General features: G+C 67.1%; 17 protein-coding genes. 5 read left to right on the forward strand and 12 right to left on the reverse strand.

The features are described from left to right. Nucleotides 1-81: 81 nt before the first annotated feature. Nucleotides 82-978, reverse strand: coding sequence for a Sco1979 family transcriptional regulator (locus tag B0T44_RS07605; protein ID WP_077117577.1), 897 nt, complete (start codon nt 976-978; stop codon nt 82-84). Nucleotides 979-1,337: 359 nt separating this feature from the next. Here B0T44_RS07605 and B0T44_RS07610 point away from each other — a divergent pair, with 359 nt between their 5' ends. The 3 genes from B0T44_RS07610 to B0T44_RS07620 all read left to right on the forward strand — a co-directional run bounded on the left by B0T44_RS07610 (nt 1,338) and on the right by B0T44_RS07620 (nt 3,445). Next, nucleotides 1,338-1,805 (forward strand): pyridoxamine 5'-phosphate oxidase family protein, encoded by a 468-nt coding sequence (locus B0T44_RS07610; protein WP_139347861.1) that lies wholly within the window; start codon nt 1,338-1,340, stop codon nt 1,803-1,805. Between the two features lie 234 nt (nt 1,806-2,039). Continuing rightward, entirely contained in the window at nt 2,040-2,921 is an 882-nt protein-coding gene (locus B0T44_RS07615; RefSeq protein WP_077117579.1) for an SAM-dependent methyltransferase, read from the forward strand. A 221-nt stretch (nt 2,922-3,142) separates the two neighbouring features. Further along, the gene (locus B0T44_RS07620; protein ID WP_077117580.1) at nt 3,143-3,445 is read left to right on the forward strand and encodes a hypothetical protein; all 303 of its coding nucleotides are present in this window, start codon (nt 3,143-3,145) and stop codon (nt 3,443-3,445) included. A 413-nt stretch (nt 3,446-3,858) separates the two neighbouring features. On the opposite strand, the gene B0T44_RS07625 is transcribed toward B0T44_RS07620, so the two are convergent. The 7 genes from B0T44_RS07625 to B0T44_RS07655 form a co-directional block, all read right to left on the reverse strand. Further along, nucleotides 3,859-4,185: a histone-like nucleoid-structuring protein Lsr2 gene (locus B0T44_RS07625; protein WP_077117582.1), complete on the reverse strand. Its 327-nt coding sequence runs from the start codon at nt 4,183-4,185 to the stop codon at nt 3,859-3,861. A gap of 217 nt (nt 4,186-4,402) precedes the next feature. Further along, nucleotides 4,403-9,202 carry a cation-translocating P-type ATPase gene (locus tag B0T44_RS07630; RefSeq protein WP_077117584.1) on the reverse strand — a complete coding sequence of 1,600 codons (4,800 nt, stop codon included), beginning with the start codon at nt 9,200-9,202 and terminating at the stop codon, nt 4,403-4,405. 379 nt (nt 9,203-9,581) lie between these two features. Then, a complete protein-coding gene (locus B0T44_RS07635) occupies nt 9,582-9,845 on the reverse strand; it encodes a DUF4235 domain-containing protein (RefSeq protein ID WP_077117586.1) in 264 nt (87 codons plus the stop codon). Then, nucleotides 9,839-10,234 carry a DUF3618 domain-containing protein gene (locus B0T44_RS07640; RefSeq protein WP_077117588.1) on the reverse strand — a complete coding sequence of 132 codons (396 nt, stop codon included), beginning with the start codon at nt 10,232-10,234 and terminating at the stop codon, nt 9,839-9,841. The genes B0T44_RS07635 and B0T44_RS07640 overlap by 7 nt, the downstream gene beginning before the upstream one ends. Then, complete coding sequence (locus tag B0T44_RS07645; RefSeq protein WP_077117590.1) at nt 10,231-10,641, reverse strand: phage holin family protein; 411 nt, start codon at nt 10,639-10,641, stop codon at nt 10,231-10,233. The genes B0T44_RS07640 and B0T44_RS07645 overlap by 4 nt, the downstream gene beginning before the upstream one ends. A gap of 117 nt (nt 10,642-10,758) precedes the next feature. Further along, the gene (ctaD, locus tag B0T44_RS07650) at nt 10,759-12,519 is read right to left on the reverse strand and encodes an aa3-type cytochrome oxidase subunit I (protein WP_077117592.1); all 1,761 of its coding nucleotides are present in this window, start codon (nt 12,517-12,519) and stop codon (nt 10,759-10,761) included. 131 nt (nt 12,520-12,650) lie between these two features. Next, nucleotides 12,651-13,094, reverse strand: coding sequence for a DUF3099 domain-containing protein (locus B0T44_RS07655; RefSeq protein WP_081511761.1), 444 nt, complete (start codon nt 13,092-13,094; stop codon nt 12,651-12,653). Between the two features lie 125 nt (nt 13,095-13,219). Here B0T44_RS07655 and B0T44_RS27035 point away from each other — a divergent pair, with 125 nt between their 5' ends. Then, nucleotides 13,220-13,366 (forward strand): hypothetical protein, encoded by a 147-nt coding sequence (locus tag B0T44_RS27035; protein WP_175648044.1) that lies wholly within the window; start codon nt 13,220-13,222, stop codon nt 13,364-13,366. A 58-nt stretch (nt 13,367-13,424) separates the two neighbouring features. Here B0T44_RS27035 and B0T44_RS07660 read toward each other — a convergent pair whose 3' ends face one another. The 4 genes from B0T44_RS07660 to B0T44_RS26425 all read right to left on the reverse strand — a co-directional run bounded on the left by B0T44_RS07660 (nt 13,425) and on the right by B0T44_RS26425 (nt 16,397). Further along, nucleotides 13,425-14,297 carry a hypothetical protein gene (locus tag B0T44_RS07660; RefSeq protein WP_077117597.1) on the reverse strand — a complete coding sequence of 291 codons (873 nt, stop codon included), beginning with the start codon at nt 14,295-14,297 and terminating at the stop codon, nt 13,425-13,427. 58 nt (nt 14,298-14,355) lie between these two features. Further along, a complete protein-coding gene (locus tag B0T44_RS27040; RefSeq protein WP_077117598.1) occupies nt 14,356-15,075 on the reverse strand; it encodes an LppU/SCO3897 family protein in 720 nt (239 codons plus the stop codon). After that, a complete protein-coding gene (locus tag B0T44_RS07670) occupies nt 15,072-15,770 on the reverse strand; it encodes a DUF8020 domain-containing protein (protein ID WP_077117600.1) in 699 nt (232 codons plus the stop codon). Before B0T44_RS07670 ends, B0T44_RS27040 begins: the two co-directional genes overlap by 4 nt. 399 nt (nt 15,771-16,169) lie before the next feature. Continuing rightward, the gene (locus B0T44_RS26425; protein ID WP_139347863.1) at nt 16,170-16,397 is read right to left on the reverse strand and encodes a hypothetical protein; all 228 of its coding nucleotides are present in this window, start codon (nt 16,395-16,397) and stop codon (nt 16,170-16,172) included. Nucleotides 16,398-16,711: 314 nt separating this feature from the next. Between B0T44_RS26425 and B0T44_RS07675 the strand changes: the two genes are divergently transcribed. Then, nucleotides 16,712-17,587 carry a universal stress protein gene (locus tag B0T44_RS07675; RefSeq protein WP_077117602.1) on the forward strand — a complete coding sequence of 292 codons (876 nt, stop codon included), beginning with the start codon at nt 16,712-16,714 and terminating at the stop codon, nt 17,585-17,587. Nucleotides 17,588-17,759 lie beyond the last annotated feature (172 nt).

Here is a 17,759-nt window from a genome sequence, read left to right on the forward strand (position 1 = left end):
CGGAGACCGGCGCAGACGCGCATATCAGCAAGTTCGCGGCAAAGAACCGGCACAGGTGGGAACGCCTCGGCAGCCAGGCGGTCAGTTCTCCTCGTCGGAAAGCTCGCTGAGCACCTTCCGCAGGAAATCGCGGCTCTCCCCCGGTGTCAGCGACTGCACGCTGAGTTTGTTCATCACCGTCATGTACAGCTCGACGTCCTGTTTCTTTTCCAGGTAGTACGAACTGGTCAGCTGTTCGAGGTAGACCACGTCGGACAGTTCCGGCTCCGGGAAACGCAAGATGCTGAACGATCCGCTAGCCGCAGGATGCCCGCCCACCTCGTACGGCAGCACCTGGATCTTGACGTTCGGCTTCTCCGACACCTCGAGCAGATGCTCGATCTGGGCTCGCAGCACCGGGACACCGCCTACCGGGCGGCGCAACATGTTCTCGTCCAGCACCGCCCACAGCGTCGGCGGTGCGGACCGGGACAGGATGTCCTGCCTGCGGAGGCGTATGGTGACCCGGCGTTCCATCTCGTCATCGTTGCCCAGCATGATCACCGAGCGGGCGTAATCCCTGGTCTGCAGCAGGCCGGGAACGAACTGGGCTTCGTAGGTGCGGATGGTGGTCGCGGCCTGTTCGAGGCCGATATAGGTTTCGAACCATGTCGGCAGCAGATCGTTGTACGGCTGCCACCAGCCGGATTCGTTCGCCCGGCGCATCAGTTGCAGGTAGGTGTCCAGGGTCGCCTCGTCCCGCACGCCGTACAGATCGAGCAGATCACGCAGATCCCGTTCCTTGAAGCCGGTGCGACCCAGCTCCAGCCGGCTGATCTTGGCATGCGAGCCCCTGATGTGTTCGCCCGCCGCTTCCCGGCTGATCCCACAACCTTCGCGCAGCTGCCGCAGCCTGCTTCCGAGCGCGATCCGCAGCACGGTCGGCCCACGTTCGGCTGCCGCTTCCGGGTTGTCGCTGTTTCCCTGCTCGTTGCTCATGGACCGCCTCTGGCCGGTTGAGGATGTACTCGCGGGGTGCCCGCCCTGCCGCCAACCACTCCGCATCAGGCGGAGATCCTACTCGTTCGACTACGAAACAATCGAACGCTGACAATTGGCTCATAGGTACTTCGCAGCTGCCCTAGCGCTAGTTACATTTCGCATTTTTCATTGCGAATCGCTCAGCGTCACCCCAGGATAACCCGCTGTTCGCAGCATATCGGCACCGCGCCGTGGCTACACTCGCCCATACAGTGGCCGGACCCAACGGCCAGGTGATAGGAGATGGCAGCACAGGCGAACTCGTTCGTGACCACAGTGGCCGACTCCTCGAACCTCGAATCGCGATGGAGAACGCTATGACTGTGGACGATTCACCGATCACCGGCGCGGCGGTGCGAGCCAAGCTCGCCGGTATCCTCACCTTCACCACCATCGATCTTGCCACGTCCAAAGACGGGATCAACTGGTGCTCCAACGCGTTCTTCGCCCAACTGGACGATGACGACCCGTTTCTGCTCACCCTGATCCTGGAGAACCGGGGGCGCACCCTCGATCAGCTCCGGGCGAACCCGAACGTGGGCTTCAAAGTGGTTCCCGGAGGGTTTCTCCAGCCGTTCGCCCAAGGGCTCGGCACCGTGACCGTACGCGCACCACAGGACCGGGCGGAAACCTTCCAGGCGTTGCGGAACAAGGAACCGCAGATCGAGCCGTTCCTGGCTACTCCGGTGGAAGCACTGACCGTGGACGTGCAATGGTGGCGGGTCACCGATGTTCAGAGGGGTTGGCTACCCGGGCAGGTGCTGAAGCGAGAAGCCCAGCCCTGAGCCTGGTTTCAGGCAGTTACAGCAACGATGGGTAACGGACAGGCGTCGAGCGCTGCCGAGCGCCACGCGGTTCGTCTACTGTGTGCACGACAGCTCGTTGTCCGCTTCGGATCGTCGCAACGAATTCGATGGTGGCCGAAGGTGTTAGCGGCCGAAGGTGATGGCGGCAGAACCGATGCGACTACCCGAGGCGGGCCGAACGGTGTTGTTTCCGAACGTCAGAGAGAGGTTTTCATGTCCGAATCCGCACCGCAGACCGGTGTTCGTGCCCCGGTAGGCGTGGACACCAGCCGCGCGAGCATCGCTCGCGTGTACGACGCCAGTCTCGGTGGCAAAGACAATTACGACGTCGACCGGGCAGCGCTCGGACAGATCCTCGAAGTCGCGCCCCGCCAAGGCGATGTGTCGCTGATGAACCGCCGCTGGTTACACCGGGTCATCCGTTATCTGGCGGGCACGGTCGGCATCGACCAGTTTCTCGACATCGGCGCCGGCCTGCCCACGGTCGGCAACACCCACGAGATCGCCCAACAGCAGAACCCGGAAGCGGTTGTGGTGTATGTCGACAACGACCCGGTCTGCAACGCCCACGGCCGCGTCCTGCTCGAACAAAACGACTACACCCATTTCGTTCCCGCGGACCTGACCCAACCCGACACCCTGCTCGACAGTCCCGATATCGTCAAACACCTCGACATGAGCCGACCACTCGGGCTCATCCTGTGCGGCATCCTGCACCACGTCGACGACGATCTGGACCCGGCCGCCATCATGCGCCGCTACATCGACAAACTGCCCGGCGGCTCCTACGTCGCGATCACCCATTTCTGGGACCCCGACGACGGTACGGAACTGCACGACCTGGCGATCGAACTGCAACGCCGTTTCACCCAGATGGGGCTGGGCTCGGGCTGGTACCGCACCCGCGAACAGATCGCCGAATACTTCGGCGACCTCGAACTGCTCGAACCCGGCCTGGTCGAACTCGAGGACTGGTGGCCTGCGGGCCCGCCGGTGCGCCCGCGGCTGCCCGAGGAGCGGGTGATGCTCGGTGGCGTCGGTTACAAGCCGCACGGCAACGTGACACCGCTGCGCCGATCCACCAACAGAGAATGACCCTCCGGCCGGGCCGAGTCCTCTCGTCCCGGCCCTTCCGGCTTCCGGCAGCCTCCCTTCGTCCGGGTCCGCCGCCAGGCCCCGGCCCCGATCGAGCGCACGCCGAACCCTGACTGTCTCTGCCGAGGTAGGCTCGCAGCTACCGAACCACCGCGCCGCCGCCACATGGCCGGATATCGAGCCTTCCGTTTCGCCGGGGCATAGCGGGGCAACCGATCAGCATGAACACCGATGATCGGACTGGCGCAACGCCCGGCTCGTCGCCGGGGCACGGCGCGAGCGGCCCACACCTACAGGTCACGGCGGACGATCTGCGTCGGTTGCTCGCCGCGAACGTACCGCATGCATGCCTGGTGCTCGAACAGGGCAGTATCCGGCTCACCGAGGTCACCGACGAGCCGCAGGGGCTGCTGGTGATCACCCGCGACGAGCTGACGAACCGGCTCGGCACCGCGTTCGACAACACCCAGCTGGCCGAACAGGTCGCCGAACTGAACAACGAGATCCGCCTACAGGGCGCGTGAAAGAACCTGTACCACAGCGTGGGACGCCCGCGGCCTGACGACGAACTTCCGCGCGCCCCTGCGCTCGGCGCCGTGCCGCTGCCGCAACGATCGACAAAGCTGAAGGTGGCGGGCACGACCAACGCAACCGTACGGCCCTACACATGCCCTTATCTCGCCGCCTACTCGCACAACCGGAGCGAATGCAGAGACACGTCCGGAGCGCACAACCGCAGCGAATAAGGGAAGCACGCCTAAGTGCACAATCGCAGCGGATGCCGGGGCACGTCCGCAGCGGATGCAGAGGTATACCTAAAGCGCGCAGCCGCAGTAGCGGGTACGGAGGCACGCTCGCAGCAGGCAGACCGACCACAGGCGTACGAACCTGGAAGTACGCATAAATGCACACGGCCGCAGCGAAGGCGGAGGTACGCCTAGGCAGTGGCGCGACGGTAGGCGGCGGCGACACTGGCGGGGATGCGGCCCCGCTGCGATACCTCGTGCCCGTTGCGTCGTGCCCACTCCCGGATCACCATGGCGGGCACCTCATTCGGCGACTTCTCCCGTTTGGTGCGCCGAGCGCGACCGACCTTGCGAGCGAATGGTGTCCACTTACCGAAGACTGCGCGCAACTCCCCCGCGTTGGCTTCGGACAAGTCGATCTCGTACGTCACTCCCTCTAGTGCGAAAGAAACCGTCTCGACGGCCGGAGACTCACCGTCGAGGTCATCGATCACACTGATGACGACCTTGCGCGCCATGGGTTTGCTCCCTCCGATCCCCAAATGACTTGTCACACCTGACTTCACTACCGCAGACAGCCGCGGGAACCCGGAGCCAGCCCACAGCTCCGGCACAGCGATAATGTCCGGGGAGCTGTGAGCATACAGGGGCACGCCGGGGCGTTCCGCGGGGGTCGCGCCCCGGCGGTCACCGGGGGTACGCCGGGTGCTGCGGGTGCGTGCTGTACCGGCGCTGTCAGGTCTGCTCGCTGCCGTTCCCTGCGGCCGCGGAGGCAAGCTCGGGCAGATGCGGGGCGGGCAGCGCGGGCGGTTCCTGTGCGCCTTCGGGTTCGGGTTCCGTGGTGGGCAGCGCCAACGCGGGCGGTTCCTGTGGGCCCTCGGGTGATGCGGTGGGCAGCAGACGCGGCAGCAGTGTCGAGCCCGCGGTGGCGGCGGCGGCCGCGGTCGTCGCGACAGTCCATCCGACGGGTCCCAAAGGCGTGCAACCGAAGTAGGTGCCGAGCCCGGGGGTCATCACCACGACACCGAGCACCGCACCGCTGGCCGCGGTGGTCAACCACACCAGCGGGCTGCGGTAACCGGCGATCAGTGTCTGACCGAGCTGGGTGCCGATCAACGCGACCAGCCCGATGGTGTCGGCGCGGCGCCGGGTACCGGTGTAGCGGCCGAAGGTCCACGCGGCGGAAGCACCGGTGGCCGTTGCGATTCCACGTATGGCGATGGTGCGCAGCAGATCGCCGCCGAGCTGTGCAGGCGGAATCTCGGCGAGCTGGGCGGCGCGCTGTTCCACCCATTCCGGGGTGTCGTCGGGTTCGGGGCGTTCGCCGTCTTCGGCCAACGCCAATGCCAGCGCGGGGAACATATCGGTGAGCATGTTGACCAGCAGGAACTGCCTGGTCCCCAACGGCGCCCGGCCGCTGACCCCGGTTCCGAACAGGGTGAACGCCACCTCGCCCGCGTTACCGCCCACCAGCACCGCGACCGCGTCGGCGATACGCTGCCACATGCTGCGGCCTTCGACGAGCGCGTGCAGCAGCGCCCGTGGGTCGGGTTCGGTGAGCACCAGATCGGCGGCGTTGCGGGCGGCGGCGGAACCATGTGCGGCGATACCGATTCCGATATCGGCGGTGCGGATCGCGGCCGCATCGTTGCTGCCGTCGCCGGTCATCCCGACGACATGGCCGCAGCGGCGCAGCGCCGACACGATGCGCACCTTCTGCTCCGGGCCGACACGGGCGAAAACAGTGCTGCGTTCGATCAGTGCGGTCTGTTCGGTCTCGTCGAGCCGGTCCAGGTCCGCTCCGGTGGTGACCGTGCCGACAGTGATCCCGAGCTGCCTGGCGACGGCGGCTGCGGTGATGGGGTGGTCACCGGTGATCATCCGGACGGTGACACCGTTGTCCTGCAACGCCCGGACCAGGAACGGTGTCTGCGGGCGCGGGGTGTCGGCGATACCGAGGAATCCGAGCAGGGTCAGCTCCTCGACCACGTCCTCGACGTCCTCGGGCCGAGCGGACAGATCGCGCCGCGCCACGACAAGCACGCGGAGCCCTTGCTGGGCAAGGTCTTCCACCACACTCTGGGCGCGTTGACGCAAGTTCGGCGACAGCGCCCGGTCTCGTTTCTCGGCCGTGCGCACCCGGCTGCATTTGGGCAGCACCACTTCCGGCGCTCCCTTGACCATCAGCCGCAGTCGGCGCGCGGTGTGCCCGTATGCGGCCGCGTAGCCGCGGTTGGATTCGAAGGGGATCTCGTCGATGGGATTCCAGTTCGCGTCTTCGCCGTACAGCTCGGCGGCGTCGAGCACCGCGCGGTCGGTGGCGTGCAGCACCGGCCCGTCCTCCGGGTCCGGGCAGGCACGCGCCGCGGCGCGCAGCAGCCTTCGGGCATCCTCGGTGTCGGCGTCGGGCCGCCACTGCTGGTCCAGGTCGGCGAGTGCGGTCAGCCGCAGCCGTCCCTCGGTCAGGGTGCCGGTTTTGTCGAAGCAGAGTGTGTCGACACGGCCGAGAGCTTCTACCGCCCGGTTGGCGCGCACCAGCACGCCGTAGCGGGACAGCCGCCGCGCGGCGGCCAGCTGAGCTACGGTGGCGACCAGCGGAAGCCCTTCCGGCACGGCGGCGACCGCGACCCCGACACCGTCTGCGATGGCTGCGCGCAGGGTGCGTCCGCGCAGCGCGCCGAGCGCGGTGACGATGGCTCCGCCGGACAGGGTCAACGGTAACGCGCGCTCGGTCAACGCCCGCAGCTGAGCCTGCACACCGCCTTTGTCCGGCGGTACCGCGCCCGCGGTGGCACGGCCTGCCTCGGTGTCGGCGCCGACGGCGACGACCACGGCCATTGCCGACCCACTGACCACGGTGCTGCCCTCGAACACCATGCAGGCGCGTTCCCCCAGGGCGGCACCAGGGGTCGGCTCGACCCGTTTATCGACGGTGACCGATTCGCCGGTGAGCCCCGATTCGTCCATCTCCAGATCGTCGACCTGCAGCAGGCGGGCATCGGCGGGGACCACCTCGCCCGCCCGGACGACGAAGATATCGCCGACGGCCAGACGATCGGCGGGCAATGTGGTTTCCGGTGGATCGTCGTGGTCCCGGTCGGCGCGGTCGAGCACCCGGCAGGTGAGCTTCTCGCCTTCGATCAGTTCGCGTAGTTCGCTTTCCGCGGCTTGGCGTTGGCGGGCGGAGATCATCGCATTCACGGTGAGCACCGACGACAGCAACACCGCGTCCGAGGGGGAACCGAGGATCGCCGTCGCGGCCGCGCCGACACCCAGGATCGGAGTCAGTGGGTCGGCCAGTTCGCGGCGCATATGGCCGAGAAACGACACCAGCGGAGACACGGCGTCGATCATGCTGCGGTGTTGCCCGTTCACCGCGGCGGCGCGTTCATCGATGTCGGGTGGTTGCGGCAGCCGGTCCAGCACTTCGTCGGGTTCCAGGGCGTGCCAGGGCAGCAGCGGCGCGAGCACTTCCGGTGGGCGGGTTCCCGCGGCGCGGATACCGGTGATCGCTCCGTTGCACAGGCCGGCGAAATTCGCGGCGACCATCGGGGCGGTCCGCGATCGGGTCTGCGGTGCGGCCGCGAGCAGCAGTCCGGTCAGGGTGCACGCCGACAGCGCCAGGGTCCGGCCGCGTTCGCTGACCTGCCGGGCGGGGCCGACCGCGGTCAGTACCCGTTGCACCTGTATCAGGTTGCGGCACAGCGCGTCTGCCGACCAGGGCACATGGGTTTCCCCGTGGGTCGAGCTGACCAGGCCGAGCGCCACGTCGGCTTGGTCGAGCGCCCGGTACGCGCAGGTGCTGAGCACAGCCACCACGTGGCCGCCGCGTTGCAGCCGGTGCACGTGCGTGCTCAACGACCCCTCCGCGGGGACGAATTCGTCGGCGAGCGAGCGTAGTTCACCGGCGTCCTGGTGAGCGTAGAGGATCACCCGCAGACCTGCCTGTCGTGCGGAGGTCATGACGCCGTGCGCGTGCGGGTCGAGTTCGCGACCGACCAGGACCCGACCCAGGGTGTCGGCGCCGTCGCGTAGTTCGCGCCATACGGGGCTCGCGGTGGCGCCGCGGTCGGGTGTTCCGGACTCGGGGTGGACCAGCCGCAGCTGCTGCCGCGCGGCAGCGGAACCGTTCTCCGCGGCCGACCACAGCAGCCGCTGCGCCGAGCTCCAGACGCGCGATACCGGCCACTGCTCATGGCTGCTTTCCGCGGCGAGAACGACGCGGCGAGACGTGAGCAGTGTTTCGCCGTCGACGACGAACGCGCTCAACCGGTCGAGCCTGCGCCAGACGCGTGGGTGCAGGGTCAGCACACCCGCGCCGGCCAGTGAGGTCGAGAGGGTGGCGGCGAATACTTCGCGGCCTGTGCGTGCCGCCTTCGGCACACCGAGCATGAGCGCATCAGGCACATCGGAGAGGCGGCCGAGTCCGGCGAACGCGGCGGCTCCGGTGAGCGCGGCCGCTGCCATTTCGTCGGCGACGCGTTCGATGGGACCGCGCGGCATCTCGACGGGCCGCTCGTAGTCCGGCAACGGTTCGGCGACGCCGAAATGCTCTTGGCAGACGATCTCGTCTTCCCATTCCCGCCATTGCGCGCGCCTCGCGAGCGCCTCGGTGAGAGTGAAACCGCGTTGTACCGCATCGGCCAGCAGGTTGGTTGTGCCGCCCAGTGCGTCTTCGCCGAGCGCGGTGCCCGCCGCGGTGGTGATGGCGAGGAGCAGATCGGTGCGGGTGGCGCCGAGCCGCTCCTCGAGCTGCCTGCGCAGCCGCGGCTGGGCGTCGGCGAAGGCCGACACTGCGCGCACCGTCCGCATCATGCCGCGCAGCGGTGGGATGGCTCCGGCGGCGGATACCGCGATAGCGCAGAGATCGCCCGCCACTTCGATAGCGGCCGCGAGCACGGGTTCCCGGTCGGAGGGGAATTCGTCGGTGCGGCTCCATCCTTCGTCGTCGACGTCGGATTCGGCTTCCACCTCCTCGACCGCTGTGAGCAGCTGATGTAGATCGGCGCCGCTGGCCAGGGCGGTGACGACACGGCCGGTGACCGCGTTGATCCGCCACCACTCCACGCCGCGCAAACGGCTCAGGTGTTGTTCGAGACGGCGGGTGACATCAGAACTGTGCCCATTGCTCAGGCCTTGCACTTCGATAGTGGCCAGGCCCTCGCTGACCGCCACCCGGCGTTGGGCGCGGCGGGCGTGCGGATCGAGCAGCGCGGCCAGATCGTCGCGGAGCCTGCTTTCTTCGCTCGGCGCAAGCAGCGCGGCACCGGCGAGTACGTTATCGGCCACCTTCCCCACCGCCTGCAACGGCGCGGTGGCCGCCTTCACTCCTGCGTGCAGCGGTGCTCCCACGACCTTCGCTCCCGCCCGCATCGGGGCGGTCGCCATCTTGACTCCAGCCTGCAACGGCGCCGTGGCGGCCTGCATCCCCGCCCTGGTGGCGCGCTGCGCCCCGGCACGCGTCACATCCGACACAGCTGCGGCCGGCTCGGCGATCCAGCGGGGAGACAGCATGCTGCGGACAGAAACAACCATATTGGGCAGCTACCCGGGGTCGACCCCAGCAAACGCTTCCCGGCCCAGCAAACCTCGTCGCGACGCAGGGCGTCGCACCTGTGCGGGCCAGCGAACACGAAAGATACCGGCAAATGGTCAGCGAAACTTCGGCGACCCACAGCAGGGCGGCCGACCTCACCTGCCCGAATCGGCTGTCACCATGGGGCCGTCCACCCCTCAGAGCAGAGGTCCGGCGGCGAGTCGGCTCGGGTTGTCGCTGCCGGCCATCACCCAACTCGGTCGCCTCGGGCCGTATCCGGCGTGAAGGCGAGCCCGGGAACGCAGGAAGGGACAACCTTTGTTATGCCGAGCGCGATACGGCGATGAGATCGTTCTTCGCACTGCCGGGCGCGCGCAGTCACTTGTCGGGCCAGGTCCCGGTCAGGCGTTGGTATCCGCTCGCGCCCGCGCGGTCGATGGCGGCCTTGACGAACCCGAAGACCGCGCCCTGTATTGCCGCTGCCAGCAGCACCTCACGCCACCCGTGGTCGCGTGCCGTCGCGCTCGGTGCCTGGTCCTCACCGCTGATGCGGCGCCACACCCGGGCGAACACGATATTGGCGGCAAGCCCGCCGAGCACGCCGACGAGCATCCCGAGCGGTTTGTACAGGAATTTCAGCATGACCGCCGCCTGCGCCGAATCAGCCAGAACACCAGCCCGCCCGCCAGTACGGCGGCCACGATCGGCACCGGACGGCTGCGGGCCATCCCCATCGCCTCCCGGCCCCGGTCCACCACTGGCGACGGCGCGGCGGCCTCGGCACGGTCGACGAGTTCGCGCGCGTGAACCTTGGCGTGGCCAGCGGTGTCGGCTACCCGATGCCGGGCTTCACCGACCCGGTGTTTGGCTGCGTCGGCGGCCTCGTGCGCTTTGTCTCCCGCGCGCGCCTTCACATCGAATTTGCTGGTCAGTTCCGCTACGGTCTCCCCTAGCTCCTGTCGGGCCAGGTCCCGGTCCACTCGCAGCAACTCCGGTTCGTTCGGCAGATCCGGTTTTCTGTTGTCGTTCATCGTCGGGTTCCGCCCTTCACGGCTTGAATATCCTCGCGAACGTCGTCGACCGCGTGCTGCGGCACGGGCGGCCCGGCCGCGCTGACATTCTTCTTCCCCAGCAGAGCCAGCCCGGCGCCGAGCAACAGCAGCACGGCGCCGACGATCAGCGCGGCCGCCCAATCGGGCAGCACAAGCGCCAACGCCAACACCGCGGCGGCAACCAGCGCCGCACCCCCGTAGAACGCGAGCAGCCCTCCGGCCCCAGCCATTCCGGCGCCCTTGGCCACACCTTTGGTCTTGTCCTGCATTTCCAGCCTGGCCAGCTGGATCTCGTCGCGCACCAGTCGCGTCAGCTGCGATGTGGCGTCTTCGACGAGTTCGGTGACCGAACGCGTGTCCGCGGACGTCGTGTGCGCATGCGCCATGGTTGCACCTCCTCGGTCGGGTTTAGCCGGGTGGCGGCTCGCCAGGTGAATCGCCAGCCGGTTACCCGGCTACACTCCCGGTAAACGGCGGCACGACCCGACACCTGGGACCCGGCCCTAGTCCGACGAGCCCAGGCGGCCCACTCCCGACGGTTCGGACAGTTCCGCTCCGGCGTCGTGTCTCGCCGCACGCCCGGCATGTGCTTCCGAGCGCAACCGCTCGGCCATATGTGGGTAATGCAGTTCGAACGCCGGTCGCTCGGAGCGGATTCGGGGCAGCTCGTAGAAGTTGTGACGCGGCGGTGGACAGGTGGTGGCCCATTCCAGGGAATTCCCGGCGCCCCACGGATCGTCGACGGTCACCACCTCGCCGTAGCGGTAGCTTTTGAACACGTTCCACACGAACGTCACCATCGACGCCCCCAGCAGGAACGACCCGAGCGTCGACACCGTGTTGAGCACGGTGAACCCATCACTGGGCAGATAGTCGGCATAACGGCGCGGCATACCCTCGTTGCCCAGCCAGTGCTGCACCAAGAAGGTGCTGTGGAAGCCGAGCAGAGTGGTCCAGAAATGGATACGGCCCAACCGTTCGTCCATGAACCGGCCGGTCATCTTCGGGAACCAGAAGTAGATACCGGCGAAGGTGGCGAACACGATGGTGCCGAACAGTACGTAGTGGAAGTGCGCCACCACGAAATAGGTGTCGGTGATATGCCAGTCCAACGGCGGGCTGGCCAGGATGACACCGGACAGACCACCGAACAGGAACGTGACGATGAACCCGACAGAGAACAGCATCGCCGTTTCGAAGGTCAACTGGCCCTTCCACATGGTGCCGATCCAGTTGAAGAACTTCACCCCGGTCGGAACGGCGATCAGGAAGGTCATCAGCGAGAAGAACGGCAGCAACACCGCGCCGGTGGCGTACATGTGATGAGCCCATACCGCCATCGACAGCCCGGCGATACCGAGCGTCGCGTACACCAGGGTGGTGTAGCCGAAAATCGGTTTGCGGCTGAACACCGGGATGACCTCGCTGATGATCCCGAAGAACGGCAGCGCCACGATATAGACCTCGGGGTGGCCGAAGAACCAGAACAAATGCTGCCACAGGATGGCGCCCCCGCTGCTGGGGTCGTAGATGTTGCCGCCCAGATGCCGATCGTAGGCCAGTGCCATCAGTGCCGCGGTCAGGATCGGGAACACCAGCAGCACCAGAATGCTGGTCACCAGAATATTCCAGGTGAAGATCGGCATCCGGAACAACGTCATCCCCGGCGCCCGCAGGCACACCACGGTGGTGATCATGTTGACCGCGCCCAGAATGGTGCCAAGACCGCTCAACGCCAACCCCATGATCCACAGGTCGGCACCTGCGCCGGGGGAATGCAACGCAGTGCTCAGCGGGGTGTAGGCCGTCCAGCCGAAGTCGGCGGCGCCGCCGGGGGTGACGAAGCCTGCGACCGCGATGATGCCGCCGAACAGATACAGCCAGTAGCTGAACGCGTTCAACCGGGGAAAGGCCACGTCCGGGGCCCCGATCTGCAACGGCAGGACAGCATTGGCGAAACCGAACACCACCGGCGTGGCATAGAGCAGCAGCATGATCGTGCCGTGCATGGTGAACAGCTGATTGAACTGTTCCGGGGAAAGGAACTGCAAACCCGGCCTGGCCAGCTCACCGCGCATCAACAGCGCCATCAGCCCAGCAGCCATGAAGAACGCGGTCGCGGACGACAGGTAGAGAATGCCGAGCATTTTCGGGTCGGTCGTGGTGAGGATCTTCCATAGGGCCGTTCCCTTGGGGCCGACCCGCTGCGGATACGGACGGGTAGCCGTGAGCTCGGGAACACGCCGGGACGGTGCTGCTGTCACGCTTCCTCCTCCGGATGACCGACGCTGGCGCCGATATACCCGCGCCGAACAACAGACAAACCTGAAAAATGAGCCTGAAAAATGAGCGATTATCCGCCCCACCGCCTGCCGTGACCTGCGGCGATGAACGCTTACTGCATGCTACGCCCGCGGCAGGCGATACTGCTGGCCTCGACGGCTTCGGCGGGATCGAGGAGCGCAACGGTTGCCGCGACCGTGGCAGGCAGTCGCGGCTGCACTGTTTCGGCGTCGCGACGGCCAGGCCGGAAACGCCGCAGCCCGGCACCCCGCCGCAGCGGCGGTCGATCGTTGGCGATCAGTACCGCTGTCCACGACAGCGGCGCCGACACGACGAGAATCCCGGCGCACAGCAACGCCGCGCCGGTGGCCGCATATACGCCCCAGGCGATCAGCAGCGCGGGCACCCGGAACGACATCAGCAGCAGATAAGCGCGTACTCGTGTCCGGTGCTGGTCCTGGTAGGAGGGCTGGGCGTCGGTGATCGACGGGGGACGCCGCGACAGGAGGCCGGGCCGGTTCACCGGCTGCCTCGGCGCTGATCCGGAACTGTTCATGCCGCCCGCGTTACCCCGATCCGCTCCGGCAAACCCTGCGGGCAACGGCCGTCCGGGAGTTTTCCTCCGCCGAAACAGGTCATCCCGTCACTGACCTACGCAACGGATACGACACGGGAGGATGCATGGTTTCCCACGACACGATCGCCCAACTCCGCCAGGACATCACCACCGCTGAAGACGCGGGCGACGAAGCGACCGCCGCCCGGCTGCGCCGGGAACTGGACGCCGCGCTGCAGGAGTACGAAGCCGAACGCGACTCCGGGGCGTGAACCGGTAGGACCGCGGCAGCGCGGGCATGGCTCGACCACTGTGCCGTACCAGCCGGTCTCACTCTGTATCGGTACTGTTTTCGACGTTACGCACTCTGCGCTGGGCCCGGTCCAGTTCGACACTCGCCGTGCGTACCGCGGAGCGGGCGGCGCGGTCGTCGGCGCGGACGGTGGCGTACTGCTCCCGCGCCGCGTCGAGCTCGGCGTGCAACCGATCGAGTTCCTCTTCGACTTCCCGTAGCCGGTTCCCGGTTTCGGTGGCACGTTGTTCGGCGGCGACGAAGGAGGCTTTCGCGGTCTCGCAGGCCGCGCGGGCCGCGTCGAGTTCACGGCGGGCGGCGCGACGGTGTTCGGCGTCTTTGCGGTCGGTCGCGGTTGTGGGCCGGGTCCGCGTCGCTGTGGTTACACCGGTTGCCTGCGCGGCGGAATCGCCGGAAACGGCGGTCAGATCGGGTCCGACCGGTCCGAAACCTTCGTAGCTCGCCGTGGCCGACAGTGTTCCCGCGCGGACCTGTTCGGCGATCTCGGGGTCGGCCAGGGCCGCGGTCAGCGTCGTGCTTATCGCACGCAGCGCGGGTTCGCCGACCGGATGGCCGTGACCGGCGGCCAGCTCACACGCCCGCTGGGCGAGCGCGTGAACGACCTGCTGCCGCTGGGCGGTGAGCTGACGCAAAGAATCGCCGGACAGTTCCCGCTGCGCCCTGCGGAGGGCGATGCCCAATGCCAGCAACGCCTCGATCTCGTCGGGGGCTTCGCGAGCGAGCATGTTCACTGCCCACGCAGCGACCGTGGGTTTACGCAGTTTCGCGATAGCCGCCGCCAACTGCCGGTCGCCCTCCTGCTTCGCAGTGTCGGCATGCCGGCGACGAGCGGGGACGAACTCGTCCGGTGCCAGCCCGTACAGCTCCGCGGCGACCTCGCTGAGCGTCATGGGCTCCGAGGATAATCGCCGTGTCCGCCTGTCCCCGGGACCTGTCCGAACTCGTGCGCTACAGGTCCGCGAAGCACACGACGAACCGGCGTTCCTCGTAGACGAACGCGCGGTCGGCGGATCGGCAGTTCTCGGCGGTGGTCGTATCGCGCAGAATGGCGAGGACCTCGACGCCGGGCCCCGTGGCGCAGTCGACGCGTTGCGGCTCGTCCCCGCTGACGTTCAGGCAGCCGCCGACCACCCAGTCGATATCCAGGCAGAGGGTGAGCTTGTCGACGTCATGGGTCCGGTCCGCGTCGGCTGGGCAACTGCCGCCCTGCTCGGTTTTACCGACCACCGTGTAACTGGAATCCGGCCCGCCGCAGGCGACCTTGGCGATGGAGCCGGTGTCGGCGCCGGTCAGGTCGACACATTCCCCGACTTCGATCTTGAAGGCGGTCGCCTCCTTGTTCGCGACCAACGGTGGTTCCGAGGGGGCGACGGTCGTGGTGGACGGTGGCGGCGTCGGCTGCTCCGGCACCGAGGGGCCGGGCACCGCGGGTATCTGCGAAGCGGTCGACGCACTCGACGGCCCGGCGGTGGTGGGGGTGGTGGTGTTCTTGGCGAGGGTGGAGGAAGGCGAGGAGGCCAGTATGGCGGCAACACCGACGGCGAGCAGCATCGCGGTGAGGCAGACCGCGACCGCGATCGCCGCCACCATCGCGATCAGGCGGGTGCGCCGTTCCCGGACGCCCGGGGTCTTGCTGTCGTTACCCTCGTCGGGGAAAAGATCGGTCACGGCTCGCCGTTGAGAACGGCCAGCACGGCATCGGCGAACGGTTGGCCGCCCATGATGAGCCCGCCGGCGACCGCACCCACGACCAGGCCGATCGGGCCGGTGAGCAGGGAGAAGAACCCGAGCCCGATCAGGCTGCCGATGATCCCGCCGACGATTCCGCCGACCACAAGGCCGATGACGTTCTTTTCCAGTTCCGCAACCAGTTTCGACATCGACGAGATCGGCCGCATCTCACCGATTTGTTCGGCGGTGACGTCCGGGGTCAGTGCCAGCCGCTGCCCGTCGTCACTGATCTCGTGGGCGACCGATACCCGGCTGCCGTTGAGGTCGAATTCGAGCGGCACCTCGGCGATGACCTCGCCGTCGGCCGAGGTCAGCGTGGCGGTGCGGCCGTCTTCGGTGAGGGCGAAACGCCCGTTGGTGACGACGGTTTCGATGGTGCGGCCGACGTCGGCGAGCTGCGGCTTTCCGGAGTCGGAGGCCTGCGGGTCGGACTTCTCCGCCTGCTCCGCATCAGCGGTGTCAGCTGTGTCGGACGCGATCAGCCTGGTGCGGTACCCGACCCCCTGCTCGACTCCCTCGGACTGCATCTGCTCGGCGACTGCCGCGGACGGCTCCGCGTGCACGGTGGCAGTGGATACGCCGACTGCAGTGACGGCGAGTAGAGCGGTGGCGGCGAAGGTGCCGAACTTCATTTCCTCGAAATCCTTTGGTCGAACCCGACTCACGGCCGGATGGCGTGGAATCATACGTTGCCCGCGCGTCGGCTGCCAACACCGGAAAAAGGTATTCCACTCCGGGGCCAAGTGAACGACTGATGTTTTAGAATTCCACGGCTCTACCCGTATCCCTGTTACCGCAAACCATTTCCAGCTCGGACCGAGGTACCGGAGCGTCGAGAAACTATGGGCCACCATGCTCGGGCACGCACCGCGCCCCGACCGGGGTACACCGCCCGAGTCACGGTCGACACGATCCGATGCCCGCCGGGTTCCCGCGGGCCCCACCCGAGCTCGGGGCCCTCCGCACGCCGCCGAGTCGTTGCCTCATCGGCCCGGCCGGCGGGCCGATGAGCCCGCACCCCTCGTCGGAAATCACTCCGCCCACCCCACTAACCCCTCCACACCCGCCACGTTAATGCGCGGAAATCGGACATGCCCGAGGTGGCCGAATTCCCATGACCAGGTTGATATGTCGTTTTCCGGCGAGCCGATCGAATTGCCGAGAAAACCATACTGGACCCACACAGACGAGACCACCACCGCTAATGGGCTGGAATATCCCCGGCAAAGACCAACAAAAACTCTGATGAAACCCTTCACGGCGAATCCTGGCTAGTTGGAAAACCCACTTACGCCAGATCGTCGAAACAACGCGGAAACAATTCGAGCAGGCACAACCCACACCCTGATGGCCGAAACAGCGAGCCGGCTCGGTTCCGCCGCCCGAACCCGCGAGCCCGCCTGTCAACAACCTGCCCTGCGCAGGTCTTTCGCCCTCGGGTGCGCCAAACGAAGACGGCAACATACGAGACTATGGATTCCTACCGCGTGGGTATTCGGACCATCGAGCACCGGATGACTCCGGTCGAGTGACCAACAGCGGCCGCGCGCCGTCCGTCGAAAGGTAGCGAACCATGACCGTGCACACCGTGCCACCCGTTGTCGTCGGTATCGACGGCTCCCCAGCGTCACTGGATGCACTGCGCTGGGCCGCACGCACGGCCGAGCGACATCGCGCCCCGATGCATCTGGTGTACGGGATCGGGGCGCCGATCGACTACGGTCCGGGAATCAGCGTCATAGCGTTCGACAATCAGGCATTTCGGGACGATGGGGAAACACTGTTGGCTTCCGCGGCAAAAGTGGCGCGCGCGGCGGTGAATCGTCCCGACGAACTCGACATCGCCACATCGGTGACCGATCCGGCCCCGACGCCCGTACTTCTCGAGCGTTCTCACCAAGCCCGATTGGTGGTGGTCGGCACCCGGGGTCTGGGGGCCATCGGACGCGGCATCCTCGGATCGGTCAGCACCTCGCTGGCCAGGCACGCGCACTGCCCGGTAGTCGTCGTGCCCGAGATCGAGCCCGGCTCACCGGACCGTACGCAGTCTCCCGTCGTCGTCGGGGTCGACGGCTCCGCCTGCAGCACCCGGGCCATCGATATCGCCTTCGACGAGGCCTCGGCCCGCGGTGTCGGCCTGATCGCGGTCACCACTTGGTCGGAGTTCTTCCGGTACGAGTCGCGCAACGAGATGCAAGAACAGGCCAGTGCCCTGCAGTCGGAGAGCCTGGCCGGGCACACCGAAAGGTATCCCGATGTGCAGATCACCCATGTGGTCGCCGAGGACCGGCCCGCCAGGCGCATCCTGCGGGAAGCCGAGAACGCCCAGCTGATCGTCGTCGGCAGCCACGGGCGCGGCGGTTTCGCCGGTATGACACTCGGCTCGGTCAGTCAGGCGGTACTGCACAGCACCCACATCCCGGTCATCATCGCCCGACCGCAGGTTTGACATCCGCCCGTTTTCTCGTGCCGGTATCGGGAATGCGCCAACAGATGAGGCCGTCCGATGGAAAGGGAAGTGTGCGCAAGTGCGATACGGCCCCGAAGTGTGCCGGAGGCGCGACAGGGAACTGCGACGGCAACCGGATGTACATCGCGTCGACGGGCAGGGACGTGCAGCC

It is taken from the genome of Nocardia donostiensis (assembly GCF_002081715.1).
Lineage (GTDB): Bacteria > Actinomycetota > Actinomycetes > Mycobacteriales > Mycobacteriaceae > Nocardia > Nocardia donostiensis.